This window comes from Colwellia sp. RE-S-Sl-9 (genome assembly GCF_048296855.1).
Lineage (GTDB): Bacteria > Pseudomonadota > Gammaproteobacteria > Enterobacterales > Alteromonadaceae > Pseudocolwellia.
Genome location: NZ_CP182631.1, coordinates 823,217 through 836,091, shown reverse-complemented (window position 1 = coordinate 836,091; position 12,875 = coordinate 823,217). Strand labels below are relative to the sequence as shown.

The window sequence follows — 12,875 nt, the reverse complement described above, 5'->3', positions numbered from 1 at the left end:
ATCAAACAGGCGCTGCCCAAGGGTTCATTTAAAAGCGATTTATTCTTCGTTACCTACATGGATGTAGGTACTTAGGTTTTGTTTGGAACGTAAAACCTGTGACTAAAGCGCTTTTAAATTGAACAAAAACCATACTCGAAAGGTCAACAGACCCTAGTATTTAATGGGCATAACAATAACTTATTACGAATAATTATGCACCGTGCCTATACAGAGTTAAGTATAAAACTTTTAACTTAAAAATGTCTCAACGTTTATTATTGTTTTATTTTACAAATGATAGTATTTACATGTAATTTAATCAATTTAAATATAACTCATTTTTGGTTGTTGTATTTGTTGTGGTTATAATTTCAATAAGTTTTGTGTTGATTGAATAAATTGTTTTTGTTTGTTTGTTATTTAAATATAAAGTAGCGTTTTTATTTTTTAGGTTTTTTGTGCATAATCAAACTTTGATTTAAATAATGAACTAAAAATACTATGGATGTTTCTAATATAAAGAGAATATTAATTTTACTCAGTTTATATTCAATAACCAGTTGTTCGCCCACATCTCTTTCAAGTAACAACTCAAAAGAAAAAGACGCTGTAAATCAGAATAATACACCTAATATTTTGTTTATATATACAGATGACCAAGCACCATGGGGTGTGGGGTTTTCGGGTAATGAACAAGCTATTACCCCTAATTTAGATAAACTTGCTGAACAAGGCATGCATTTTCCTAACGCTTATACTACAACTCCTGTATGTAGTCCTTCTCGTGCAGGTTTATTAACATCACGTTATGGCTATGAAGTAGGAATTGATGATTGGATTAACACCATTTATAAGTCATTAACTCGTATGGAACCCGATTTAGGGTTAACCCCTGATTTAGTTACATGGCCTGAATTACTGCAAACAGCAGGATATTACACGGGATTAATTGGTAAATGGCATTTGGGAACACTTGATAAATTTCATCCCACTAAGCAAGGTTATAATGAGTTTACTGGTTTTAGAGAAGGCGGTACTTCAACTGCAAATCCTAAATTAGAAAAGCAGGGCGTAGAAAAACAATATAAAGGGTTAACTGCAGATGTATTAACCACTGAAGCGATAAGTTTCTTAAACAATCACCACGATAAAAAATTCGCATTATCACTGCATTATCGCGCACCACATACCAATTGGTTACCTGTAGCTGAAGCAGATGCTGCTCCGTATAAAAATATGGACATGAAAATACCTAATCCTGACTTTCCAGATTTAGATACTAAAAAAACCAAACAAATGATGCGTGACTATTTATCTAGTATTCGTAGCATTGATCGAAATTTGGGTTTATTGATGGCTGAAGTGGAGCGTTTAAATTTATCTGAAAATACCGTTGTTATTTTTACCTCAGATCATGGCTATAACATGGGGCATAACGGCATTTGGCATAAAGGTAATGGTCATTGGTTGTTAAATACCCCAACAAAAGCAACAACGAATATTCCATCAAATCAGCGTCCAAATATGTACGATAATAGCATTAAAGTGCCCGCCATTGTGCGTTGGCCAAATAAGATTAAAGCTAACTCGATAAGTTATTCAACCCTGTCAAATTTAGACTGGTTTCCTACATTATTAGCCATTGGCGAGGCAAAAAAAGATGACAGTACTTTGATCAGAGGAAATAATTATTTACCTGTATTATTAGGTGAAAAAAGCCTGATCTCAGAAGATTACTATGGAGCCTATTCAACGTTACATCAGTCAGTGTCAGCAAAGCGCATGTACAGTAATGGTCGCTACAAATTAGTAAAAGACTTTATCAATCGAGGTTACGACGAGTTTTATGATTTAGAAAATGATCCGAATGAAAACCATAATTTAATTGCTACCAATAAACCTGAATTACAGCAGATTATTAATCAATTTGACGATATTATTTTTAGTAAAATGATTGAAACTAAAGATCCTGAATTAAAACAGTTTTTTGGGGAGTAGAAGGATGAGTATTATACAAAAAATACTTTTTATAAGTATGCTAACCGCAAGCTTTAACAGTATTTGTAAAGAGATTAATCAAGATGATTTAGCAAAAATTCTTACGGAAAAGAATATTAAAGAGTCTACTTTTAGTAAAGCGCTTAGCTCAGGTAGCCGTATTTTAGAACACAAGAATTGGAATGTATGGGGCACATCACCCATTATTGATGACGACGGTAAAATTCATGTGTTTTACTCGCGATGGCGCGGAACACATAGTCGATGGCTTAGTCATAGTGAAATTGCCCATGCCGTTGCTGATAAACCTGAAGGTCCGTATACCGTTTTAGGTACGGTGTTAAGTGGCAGAGGACAAGGTCATTGGGATGCCGATACCATTCATAATCCAACCATACAAAAAGTTGGAGATAAATATGCGTTGTTTTTTATTGGTAATAACTTAGCGGATGCTAAAAAATATGATGGTCATCACGCATCTACACAACGTATTGGTTTAGCACTATCAGATAGTTTATACGGGCCGTTTAAGCGCGTTAGCGAAGATCCTATTTTAGATGTAAGTAAAGACAAAGCTCAGTGGGATAGCTATCTAACCACAAACCCAGCATTACTATTGCATCCAAACGGTGAGTATTGGTTATATTATAAAGCGTGGGATCGTTACAACGACAACATGCGTAAAATGGGTGTAGCTATCGCCAAAAATATTAAAGGACCTTAGATAAAGCATGAACAAAATCCTTTAGTGAGTTTTGCCAATATAGGTAAACAGGTAGAAGACGCTTATGTTTATCGTTACCAAGATAAATACCATATGATTATGCGCGACATGGGGGTTATATACCCGTTATCATTCAAGATGCAGGTTTCAGTGGGAACTAAAAACAATTTAGGCGAGGCATTAAGTTTACGTCATGGTTATTCCCTGACTAAAGTTAATAACGAAGCATAAATTGTTTTTAGACCCATCGAAGAAGCGCTTGAGCAAAATCACTTCATCGTTAATGCTTTTTATAAGGAGCGACCATTATTACAAAGCATTGCCTTGAATTGATATCGCTCAAGTGCTCTGAAATAGCATCTTGAGTGGTAACGGGTATACATCCTCATGTGGGGTTGATGCTCAACTCTACAGACGGACTAAATTGGTCTGAACCACAGTTAGGCTACCGTACAAATACCCATTACATCGATGAAGATAAAGTTGAACGTATGGAACGCCCACAAGTATTAATGATTGACGATAAACCCGCCTATTTATTTTTAGCCTTGATGGGAGGGAAGTATAAAACGTCGACAGGCTTTTTATTGAAAATTTCTGAACATGATAATAATCAGAGTAAAAAGTAAAATCTTTCAATTATTGTGGATGTTTTTTACTCTGATATCTATTTTTTTTCAGTAACTTATAAAAATACTTTAAGCTTCTGTAGACTTTACCATCTATAACCCTTGATGCTTAATATAAACATAAAAAGCCGCTTTTTCTTTCGCTAATGTTTCTTTGTTATCGGTAAACCAAGCGGTGATTTTTTGTTTGCCAGTTACTAACTCGGTATCAACAATACAATGTGAGGCTCTGCCGTATACTGTTTGAACTGTGTTTTTTCCATTTACACGAACAACACAGTATTTTTTACCAATAGGTGTACCTGCTGGAATATCATGAAAATATGCGCTTACTTGATATTTCCCTTCCTTTTCAACATCAATATACCAAGGTAACGAAGTATACTTATCTTCTTCTGTTAACCAGTGTATGTAATCGTATTCTTCAGCTGCAGGTTGATGCCCAATAAACCAAGGTACGGGTTGCTTGTCGGGTACTTCCATCCAATCCATAGCGTTTAATCGTACGGGGTTTTCTGCTTTATTGCCTACAGAGATATAGCGATCTTTAAAACCTAATTTAACGTTTTCGTTCCACCAAGTTTGTTTTATCAATTTTAACTGAGCTAATACATTTGGATGTTGCTGAGCAACATTGACTTGTTGAGATGGATCTGTGGTTATATCGTAAAGTGCTTCTTTATTGTTTTCGTTAATGAAGCGCCAGTTTTTATAAGCTACAGCGGTAGGGCGCTTATCACTTGGATGATAAACACGTTGATTAGTAATAACCACACTGCGATCACTTAATGAATCGTCTTTACCTTCAGTAATCAGTGTTGCTAGGTTGATTCCATCCATACCTTTTACGGTATTTTTTATGCCTGCTAGCGACAATATGGTGGGCATAATATCGAAATGTGCCGTTAGGTTATTGTACTTGCCTGCTTTAAGTTGCCCGTTTGGATATGAGATAATAAAGGGTACGCGATGGCCACCTTCATATACTGAACCTTTGTAGCCACGCATTTTGTCGTTTGGTATCCAACCAGGAAAAGCTTGTTGAATAGATTGATGTTTAGCATCAAGTTCAGTTTTGTTATTAGTAGGGCGGTAAGAACTGCCATTATCTGTCATGACTATAAATATGGTGTTATCGGTTTCGCCTCTTGCTTTTATATGTTCGCGCATTAGGCCTATTTGACCGTCAATGTGCGTGATCATGCCATAAAAACTTGCCATTGTTCGGTTTAAGCCTTTGTCTAAATAAGGTTGTATAAAATTCTCTGGTGCACGGTAAGGGCCGTGAGGTGCATTAAGAGGAATGTAAGCAAAGTAGGGTTGGTTGCGTTTTTGGTCGATAAACTTTTTAGCTTCGTCAAACCAAACCGTTGTTGCGTAACCGGTTGTTTTTTCTGGGTCGCCATTTCTAAAATAGGTGTCGTTAAATTGGGTGTTACCCCAGTAATCGGGTGTTTGTCCTACGCCGCCACCGCCATGAATAAGTACTTCGTTAAAACCTTGATCTTGTGGACGGTAAGGGTAGTTGTCTCCTAAGTGCCATTTGCCAAATATGCCGGTGTCGTAGTTATTGTCTTTTAATACTTCAGCTAACGTTTGATGCTCAGGCCCAAGCATGTATCTACCCAAAATGGTATGCCAAACACCAGCTTTTAATGAATGTTTGCCTGTAAGTAAAGCTGAGCGAGTAGGTGAGCAAGTAGGATCTACATGAAAATTAGTTAGGCTAACACTTTGGTTAGCAAAATCATCAATATTGGGTGTTTGAATAATAGGATTATTATTTAGGCCAATATCGCCCCAGCCTTGATCGTCGGTAACAATAAGGACTATGTTTGGCTTTGTATTAGCTTGTGAACTGACTGGTTTTTCAGGATTATTTGGATTGATGTTAGATGAATTACACCCGCTGACGATAAGTGTAATTAATGATGAAATAGCGAGAAATGATAGGGAACGTTTGAAGTTTTTTTTAGGTTTTATTTTATTTGTTTTCATCGTTATATCTCAAATGTGTAAATGTAATTTATCATAACTGCTAATAAAATGATAAAGCCCAAAGTAAACTTTGGGCTTTAATTTTCGCTAAGTGATCAACTAACTAAGGTGTTATCTAGCTGAAATAGTATAAGTGTATTGATACTTTCCTGAAAGTACTTGGTACTGTTTAATAGGCGCCGCTTTTGCGCTCCATGAATCATTACCACCCACACCCGATTGTATTAAATCAATATTAACGGTGAATTTACCCTGTTTAACTAAATCGTAGGTATGTTGTGCTGCATTTAAGTTTTCAGCACTCCATGGCCATACTGAGACACTAAGATCTTCTTTACCGTCTATCGTTAATGTTAAGCCGTTGTCTGTCGCTAGTTTTAACCAATCAACGTCGGTACGGTTTCCGTTTTCTTGTGGGCGAGCGTAGTGGTATATAAAGTCTTCAACCTTGCCTGAATAAATACTAATGTCAGCGCTGTTGTTACGGTCAATATAGTTTTCGTATGGGCCTCGTCCGTAAACACTCATATTTGATAAGCGCTGGTTTACGTTTGTTGTCATACCTAAGCGAGGAATACTGGTAAGGTTTGCATCAGCATTTAACGACATGCTCACTTTAATAGCTGCGTCACCTGTTACTACATATTGTGTGGTAACGTTAAGTTGTTTATTAAAAGAATGTTTAGTAGTTACGGTAACGCTAGTTTTTGATGTGTCGATATCAAAAGCACTCAGTGTCATGTTTTCACTTGCTTTACGCCAAACAGCTCGACCTGTTGCTGGTTTAGTATCGTCAGCTACGTTGTCGGTAGGTGATGTCCAATCTTGGAATCCACCAATATCGTTATCTGTAGATGGTCTCCAAAAGTTATGTTTTAACGCACCAGTAATCACGGTTTGTCCATTTACTTGGTAAGCAGTTAAATAGCCTGACTTTTTGTTAAATACCGCTTTAAAACCATTATTTGATACCGTTATTGTATTTTGCTTGTCGTCAGTACTTACCGATTTATTTGAAACCGTTTTAATAGCTTCTTTCTTAAAAGGTAATTCAAATTGTTGTTTAGCTAATTCATGTCCTGCTTCAGCCCAATTGGTGTTATTGATGGTACGTAAACTCAATTGTAAAAAGTAACGAGCACCCGCTTTTAATACAGGTTTGTTAAAAGGAATTGAAACCGCTTTAGTTTGTTGAGCCGCAATATCTAAACCGTTAAGTGAACCTTGTTGAATAACTTTGTTGTCTTCAGATAAAGTCCACACTAATAAATATTGCTTTAAGTTATCAAAAAAGAATCGGTTAGTTACATCAATTTTTCCTTCGGCTAAATGAGTAGCGTCAAATTGAGCAGGTTGAAAAACATACTTAGCTTCCCACAGTTTAGGTGTTGCTTTACGGTAAGAATCTAAAACACCATTTAAACAGAAGTTAGATGAATTAGGTTTGTCTCCAAAGTCACCACCGTATGCTAGGTAGGTTTCGCCTTTATCGTTTTTAGCTTCTATACCTTGGTCTATCCAATCCCATATAAAACCACCTACAATATTATCGTGGCTACGTACCATGTCCCAATATTCAGTTAAATTACCCAGTGAATTCCCCATCGCATGCGCATATTCACACATTAGAATAGGGCGTTTAACATATGGGCTGTCTGCTAAGCCTTTCAGTTCTTCTAAAGACGGGTACATTCTACTAATTACATCAACAAATGCCGGATCTGTAGGGTTAGCATAAGGTGTATGAAATTGAGCTTTTTCTGCTTTGGTAGAATAACGTTCAGATAAACCAATATAGTCAGGGTGGTTAGGATCACCTTGTGAACCTTCATAATGAATAAAGCGTGTACTATCTAAGTCTTTAACCCAACCAGACATTGCAGCAAAGTTAGGACCTGTGCCAGATTCATTACCGAAAGACCATGAAATAATAGAAGGATGATTTTTATCGCGTTCAACCATACGTAAAACACGTTGCATCATGGCGTTATTCCACTCAGGAAGATTTGCTAACAAGCCCCCAACACCATGGCTTTCAATGTTAGCTTCATCCATTACATAAATACCGTATTCGTCACATAAGTCGTAGAAATAGGGATCGTTAGGGTAATGAGAGGTTCTTACGGCATTAAAGTTATAACGTTTCATTAATAAAACGTCTTCAAGTAAATCAGCACGGCTTAACGCTTTGCCTTTTTTAACATCGTGATCATGACGGTTAACACCAATTAATTTAATGGCTTTACCGTTAATTAATAATTCTGCTTTGTCGTTAATTTTTACGTCTCTAAAACCAACTCGCGTGCTTCTTGTTTCTATTACGGTTCCTTGAGTATTTTTTAATGATAATACTAAGGTATATAAATGAGGCGTTTCAGATGTCCATAATTTAGGGTTTTCAAGTGTTGCACTCATGAGATCAAACTTAAAGTTATCACGCTGTGGGTAGATAGTTCTTGAAACTATGTTAGCTGAAACATTCATAGGTGTTGATAAAACGGCTTTACCTGAATCATTATATAGCTGGCCTTCAATGTTCCAGCCATCAACATCTTTGCGTTTTGGAAAGCTCAATTCAGGTCTTATTTGTAATGTGCCCTGGGTATAAGTTTCATTTAGCTTAGTTTTTACATGAAAATCGTTAATCGCAATTTTAGGTTGTGCCATTAACATGACTTCACGGTGAATACCGCTTAAACGCCAGTGATCTTGATCTTCTAAGTAACTGCCGTCACTCCAACGATAAACCTCAACGGCTACGGTATTAGTGCCAGATTTTATATGATCGGTAATATCAAATTCAGACGGTAATCGACTTCCTTGCGAATAACCGACTTTTTCACCATTTACCCACAAGTAATATGCAGAGCTAACACCACCTAAATGGATCAGTATTTGCTGGCCTTGCCATGTTTTAGGAATGGTAAAGTCTTTAAGGTAAGACCCCACTGGATTATCACGAGTAATAAATGGAGGCACTATACTGTTTTCATCGGTAGCACCATTTTTAAACATAGGATACTGTGAGTTTGTGTAGATAGGTGTACCGTATCCTTCCATTTCCCAGTTTGAAGGCACCGGAATAGACTTCCATTGTTTACTATTAAAATTTGATTTGTAAAAGTTTTTAGGACGATCTTCGGCTTTTTCAACAAAGTTAAACTTCCAATCACCATTAAGCATTTTTATACTTGCCTGAGTTCTATCTCGGGTAAGTGCCTGTTCAACCGTATCAAACGAATACGATGTAGCACGCGCAGGCAGTTTGTTAATATGAATAACTTCAGGGTTTTCCCAATCATTAGCAGCAAGCGCTATAGGAGAAACGGTTATACTGAGCAATAGCCCAGCAATACCTTTTGTTAGTGTTTGGTAGGAGAGTATCGTTTTTAGTTTCATTTTGATGTTATCTCAAATTTATTATAAATAAGGTTAATTTAAATATTAAATTGTATTTTTATATGTGATAACTTTATAACAATTAATATTTAACGACAATGATTAATACAAATTGAATGATCTTATTTAAAAATAAGAGAATATTACCGGAGAAGTTATGAGCAAAAACAAACGCTATTGTTTAGCATTAGATTTAAAAGATGATCCAAAATTAATTGCAGAATACATAGAATATCATCAACCTGAAAATGCTTGGCCACAAATAACAAAAAATATGGCTGAAATGGGTATTGCAGATATGGAAATATATCATCTAGGCGATCGACTATTTATGATCATGGAAACAACCGCTGATTTTGATCCAAACGCTGAACCTAAAACAGATGAAGGTAAAACTAAATCTGAAGAATGGGAGAAGTTGATGTGGAAGTATCAACAACCATTAAAATGGGCAAAAGAAGGTGAGAAGTGGGTACAAATGGATTTAATTTATGATTTAAAAAAAGTTAAAACTCTTAGCAAAAAGTAATAAATATTTAAATCTAATACCTTAGCTAGATTTCGTTTGGAACGTGAAATCTTTACCTAGATTATTTTTAGTTTCAACATACTATAAAGGCGAATAATGAACAATTCACAAACAGATTCAAATAAAGGGCTATCGAATAAAAGCTTACTTTCACCCTTTTTACCTTTGGTCGCTTTACCTGCAATGTTAGTATTGTCTGGCTGTCAAAGTACTGATGAGGCTTTATCAAGTACTTCAGCGTCTGTAAATCAAAGCGCTCACAATATCAGTCATTTACCTGAAGCACCGGCTGGGTATAAATGGCAGTTTATCGATAATATGTCAGATGAATTTAATGGAACCAGCTTAGATTCAAGCAAATGGAATGATTCTATTTCAACGTGGAAAGGAAGACGTCCGGCACGTTTTTTACCAAAAAACGTAAAAGTTGTTAATGGTAATCTTGCATTAAACACGTCAACTTATGCTGAAGATAGTGATGGTTATACTATGGGCGGTGCGGCGGTATCAGGTAAACATAGCGCAACTTATGGTTATTTTGAAGCACGTGTAAAAGCTTCTAAAACTAAAATGTCTACAACGTTTTGGCTGCATTCAGATAAAAGCGATAATTCAGGCACAGGTTGTAATACGGCACACACAACTGAAATTGATATTTTAGAAGCTATTGGCGGCTGGCCAGAAAGGTTTTGGACCGATGTAATGCATTCAAATACCCATTATAAAGGTCGAGAGCTGGTTAATGGAAAATGCAAAGGCGCTAAGTATATTTCACAAGGTGTAAAACACGACGCTAAAGTTAATTTGTCTGACGATTTTCATACCTATGCAGCATGGTGGGTTACACCGAATAAGGTTAAATTTTATTTTGATAATCAGTTAACGGGTACGGTTGATTTAAATAATCCTCAAGATGCTGTACCTTTTAATAGTGAAATGTCGTTAAGAATGGTTTCTGAAACCTATACTTGGCAAGAAAAACTGATCAAAAAAATAGAAGGCGACGATGAACCATATCCTACAGAGCAAGAGCTAGATGACGAAAGTATTAATACCGTTCTCTACGATTATGTAAGATCGTATCAATTGGTTGCTATTGACTAATCAATTTCAGTTTGAGGCGACGGACTTTATAGATAATTGATTTAAAGTTTTACGCTCAATAGTTCGCTATTGAGCGTAAATAACGCAGATAGTCACTAATTTGGGAAATGACTAAATTTTTTTTCTGCTAGTCCGTCATTCAACCAATGAGCTTGTTCGTTAACAAACATATTAGCTTCAGGCATATTTTCAACCTTATCGAATAATGAACTAGCAGGAATAATTAAAGATTTACCACTTTGGTTAATAAAGGGTAAAGCGCAACCACAAGCCGAGCAAAATGCTTTAGAAAACTCTCTATTTGGGTGCTCATAACAAGATATTTTTTCATTTCCCGTCAACCATTCAATATTATCAGGTGAGGTAAATATATTAGCTGCAAAGGCAGAGCCTGTGAATTGTTGGCATTGTTTGCAATGGCAAAGGAAAAAATGGCTAAACTTATTATGTACTTGGTAGCGCACAGCTCCGCATAAACAACCGCCTTTTAATCTTCCTTTATTTAGCGTTCTTGTATTGTCTGAAATATTCATTTGTTAATCCTCTTACTAGTAACTTAACGTAAATACCGACCATTACCGCTACTTTAGAGATAACAGCCGAGATTAGGTTCTGTTGATCTAGATTGCTAATTATGATTTACAAATCTCACCACTATAACGTACTAACCCTTCCATATTATTCAAATCTACTAAGCCGTAACTTTTAAAATTTCCCTCATAACCTTTAAATGAACCTGTAGTAGATTCTTTCTCAATTGAATAATTAATCTCGATCATAAAATTACCAGCCTTGCCCGGCACAGCGGTTAGCTCTGCATGGTCAATCGTGTGAAATGATCCTCCCGTGTTATTTAAGAAGTAGTGATTCAAATCCATTTGCAGACCACTTTTAGTTTCACGTTGAGCAGTAATTGTGCCACTAGCTGCACTAGCACTACCAATTAAGGGGGCTGTAATTCTCACTGTACCATCAGCTTGAGGAGAGAATGTCGGCATTGCTACGCCACCGATGGGTGTACACACTTTTTGAACCGCAAAGGTGTTAGTTGAAACTATGACTAATAAACTTGCGGCGGCTATTTTTTTAAACATATGATTTCTCTTTTTTAGTTAAATTGTTTTGGATAACAACATGATCACCAAAGATTTATCTGTTCTTATCGATTGATTTTATGTAATGTTTTCTTCCTACTATCCAATGTAGAGAGTAATGAGAAAAAATGTTACTTACCAAAGTGGGTGAATAACCTTGTTAGCCTTTTGAAATTTCCGCACCAATTTCTTCATTTGTCATAGCAATACCATTGAAATTCCATGAACCATCTACTGTATGAATAACATTCGAGTAAATATTTTCTATTGGTTGTTTTCCGCCAGATAGTTCTCTAATAATTTCGGTTGCTTCGGTAAAATGAGCCAATTGAATTTCTCTTGAAGAAAAAGCAAAAGAAGGTACTTTCCATTCCATCCAAACGCCTGAAAATTCATCTCCACCTGAGAAGGTTGAGTTTTTTGGTAGTACAGATACATGTGCTGTCACATTAGGTGTCATTGATTTATTACCTAAAAGGCCATGATGCTTGAGCATTGAATTAGTAATTTTTTGAATGGCTTCTTTTTCAGAGCCCGCAGGGATAACGCCTTCAGTAAGAGTAAGTGTTAGTGGCATAGTATTCTCCAGTAATAGTTAAGTTAATTGTTCGTGGTAAATAGAAGTTGTTTTTTACTAAACTTCGGTTTAACTAGAAATATAGTGATCGTTATATTTAAGTTGTCGCTATGTTATATATCGATCGTTATATTGTCAATTAAAATATAACGACCTCTATATTGTTAATGAAAACACAGTTATAATGCGGCTATTATTAAGGGGGCAGATATTTAAATGACGAAAATAAGTAAAAAACAAGAAACAAGAAAACGAATTATCAACGCAGCGAGTCAATGCTTTAGAAGTCATGGTTACGCCGGTATTGGTGTTGATGGTATTGCTAAGGAAGCAGGAGTTACTTCAGGGGCTTTTTATGCTCACTTAGGTTCAAAAGATGGTGCATTTGAAGAGGCTTTGTCGCTAGGTCTTGATGAGGTGATTGTTGCAATCCCTGAATTTCAACTTCAGCACGGTATACAATGGATTGAGGTTTTTGCAAATTATTATCTAGGTCAAGCCCATCGTGATAATCTTTCTTGCGGTTGTGCGATGACAACTCTCTCTCCCGAAGTTGTTCGTACTAAACCTGAATTACATGCTATTTATGAAGAAAAAATGCTTGAGATAGTTGAGCTGATGGCTCAGGGGCTTGTTGGTGATTCACATGAAGAATGTATATCAAAGGCTTGGACTGTACTCGGTATTTTAATTGGTGGTCTTACTATGGTTAGGGCTGTAGCTTCTAGTAACACTGCGGATAAAATAGCAACGTCTATCAAAAATTCAGCAATCAACGCTGCAGGAAAAACCAAAGAATTTCATTGGTAACGAGTATAGCCTATAAATACAGTTTGATAAT

General features: G+C 36.2%; 12 protein-coding genes. 7 read left to right on the top strand and 5 right to left on the bottom strand.

Features of this window, described 5'->3' with window-relative positions:
• The first annotated feature begins 483 nt into the window (after positions 1 to 483).
• From ACM9HF_RS03630 to ACM9HF_RS03615, 4 genes are all read left to right on the top strand, one after another.
• Positions 484 to 1,980, top strand: a complete 1,497-nt coding sequence (locus tag ACM9HF_RS03630; protein ID WP_473614346.1) for a sulfatase family protein — start codon at positions 484 to 486, stop codon at positions 1,978 to 1,980.
• Positions 1,981 to 1,984: 4 nt separating this feature from the next.
• A complete protein-coding gene (locus ACM9HF_RS03625; RefSeq protein ID WP_473614345.1) occupies positions 1,985 to 2,704 on the top strand; it encodes a glycoside hydrolase family protein in 720 nt (239 codons plus the stop codon).
• A gap of 24 nt (positions 2,705 to 2,728) precedes the next feature.
• Positions 2,729 to 2,935: a hypothetical protein gene (locus tag ACM9HF_RS03620; RefSeq protein WP_473614344.1), complete on the top strand. Its 207-nt coding sequence runs from the start codon at positions 2,729 to 2,731 to the stop codon at positions 2,933 to 2,935.
• 134 nt (positions 2,936 to 3,069) lie between these two features.
• Positions 3,070 to 3,333, top strand: a complete 264-nt coding sequence (locus ACM9HF_RS03615) for a glycoside hydrolase family protein (RefSeq protein ID WP_473614343.1) — start codon at positions 3,070 to 3,072, stop codon at positions 3,331 to 3,333.
• A 93-nt stretch (positions 3,334 to 3,426) separates the two neighbouring features.
• Here ACM9HF_RS03615 and ACM9HF_RS03610 read toward each other — a convergent pair whose 3' ends face one another.
• Together ACM9HF_RS03610 and ACM9HF_RS03605 are read right to left on the bottom strand one after the other, a co-directional pair.
• Entirely contained in the window at positions 3,427 to 5,331 is a 1,905-nt protein-coding gene (locus ACM9HF_RS03610) for an arylsulfatase (RefSeq protein WP_473614342.1), read from the bottom strand.
• 111 nt (positions 5,332 to 5,442) lie between these two features.
• A complete protein-coding gene (locus ACM9HF_RS03605) occupies positions 5,443 to 8,730 on the bottom strand; it encodes a glycoside hydrolase family 2 TIM barrel-domain containing protein (RefSeq protein ID WP_473614341.1) in 3,288 nt (1,095 codons plus the stop codon).
• 157 nt (positions 8,731 to 8,887) lie between these two features.
• Here ACM9HF_RS03605 and ACM9HF_RS03600 point away from each other — a divergent pair, with 157 nt between their 5' ends.
• Both ACM9HF_RS03600 and ACM9HF_RS03595 read left to right on the top strand, forming a co-directional pair.
• On the top strand, positions 8,888 to 9,259 hold the full coding sequence (locus tag ACM9HF_RS03600; protein WP_473614340.1) for an L-rhamnose mutarotase: 372 nt from the start codon (positions 8,888 to 8,890) through the stop codon (positions 9,257 to 9,259).
• A 96-nt stretch (positions 9,260 to 9,355) separates the two neighbouring features.
• A complete protein-coding gene (locus ACM9HF_RS03595; protein ID WP_473614339.1) occupies positions 9,356 to 10,363 on the top strand; it encodes a family 16 glycosylhydrolase in 1,008 nt (335 codons plus the stop codon).
• Positions 10,364 to 10,458: 95 nt separating this feature from the next.
• Here the strand turns inward: ACM9HF_RS03595 and ACM9HF_RS03590 are convergent, their stop codons facing one another.
• The 3 genes from ACM9HF_RS03590 to ACM9HF_RS03580 all read right to left on the bottom strand — a co-directional run bounded on the left by ACM9HF_RS03590 (position 10,459) and on the right by ACM9HF_RS03580 (position 12,034).
• A complete protein-coding gene (locus ACM9HF_RS03590) occupies positions 10,459 to 10,896 on the bottom strand; it encodes a GFA family protein (protein WP_473614338.1) in 438 nt (145 codons plus the stop codon).
• Positions 10,897 to 10,995: 99 nt separating this feature from the next.
• The gene (locus ACM9HF_RS03585) at positions 10,996 to 11,457 is read right to left on the bottom strand and encodes a hypothetical protein (protein WP_473614337.1); all 462 of its coding nucleotides are present in this window, start codon (positions 11,455 to 11,457) and stop codon (positions 10,996 to 10,998) included.
• A gap of 160 nt (positions 11,458 to 11,617) precedes the next feature.
• Positions 11,618 to 12,034 (bottom strand): 4-oxalocrotonate tautomerase, encoded by a 417-nt coding sequence (locus ACM9HF_RS03580; RefSeq protein ID WP_473614336.1) that lies wholly within the window; start codon positions 12,032 to 12,034, stop codon positions 11,618 to 11,620.
• A gap of 216 nt (positions 12,035 to 12,250) precedes the next feature.
• On the opposite strand from ACM9HF_RS03580, the gene ACM9HF_RS03575 reads away from it, so the two are divergent.
• On the top strand, positions 12,251 to 12,844 hold the full coding sequence (locus ACM9HF_RS03575; RefSeq protein ID WP_473614335.1) for a TetR/AcrR family transcriptional regulator: 594 nt from the start codon (positions 12,251 to 12,253) through the stop codon (positions 12,842 to 12,844).
• Positions 12,845 to 12,875: the final 31 nt, after the last annotated feature.

What these genes read in the sequence shown, in the direction of transcription:
- ACM9HF_RS03630 (WP_473614346.1), top strand. Translation starts at nt 484, where the DNA reads ATGGATGTTTCTAATATAAAGAGAATATTAATTTTACTCAGTTTATAT.
- ACM9HF_RS03625 (WP_473614345.1), top strand. Translation starts at nt 1,985, where the DNA reads ATGAGTATTATACAAAAAATACTTTTTATAAGTATGCTAACCGCAAGC.
- ACM9HF_RS03610 (WP_473614342.1), bottom strand. Translation starts at nt 5,331, where the DNA reads ATGAAAACAAATAAAATAAAACCTAAAAAAAACTTCAAACGTTCCCTA.
- ACM9HF_RS03605 (WP_473614341.1), bottom strand. Translation starts at nt 8,730, where the DNA reads ATGAAACTAAAAACGATACTCTCCTACCAAACACTAACAAAAGGTATT.
- ACM9HF_RS03600 (WP_473614340.1), top strand. Translation starts at nt 8,888, where the DNA reads ATGAGCAAAAACAAACGCTATTGTTTAGCATTAGATTTAAAAGATGAT.
- ACM9HF_RS03595 (WP_473614339.1), top strand. Translation starts at nt 9,356, where the DNA reads ATGAACAATTCACAAACAGATTCAAATAAAGGGCTATCGAATAAAAGC.
- ACM9HF_RS03590 (WP_473614338.1), bottom strand. Translation starts at nt 10,896, where the DNA reads ATGAATATTTCAGACAATACAAGAACGCTAAATAAAGGAAGATTAAAA.
- ACM9HF_RS03585 (WP_473614337.1), bottom strand. Translation starts at nt 11,457, where the DNA reads ATGTTTAAAAAAATAGCCGCCGCAAGTTTATTAGTCATAGTTTCAACT.
- ACM9HF_RS03580 (WP_473614336.1), bottom strand. Translation starts at nt 12,034, where the DNA reads ATGCCACTAACACTTACTCTTACTGAAGGCGTTATCCCTGCGGGCTCT.
- ACM9HF_RS03575 (WP_473614335.1), top strand. Translation starts at nt 12,251, where the DNA reads ATGACGAAAATAAGTAAAAAACAAGAAACAAGAAAACGAATTATCAAC.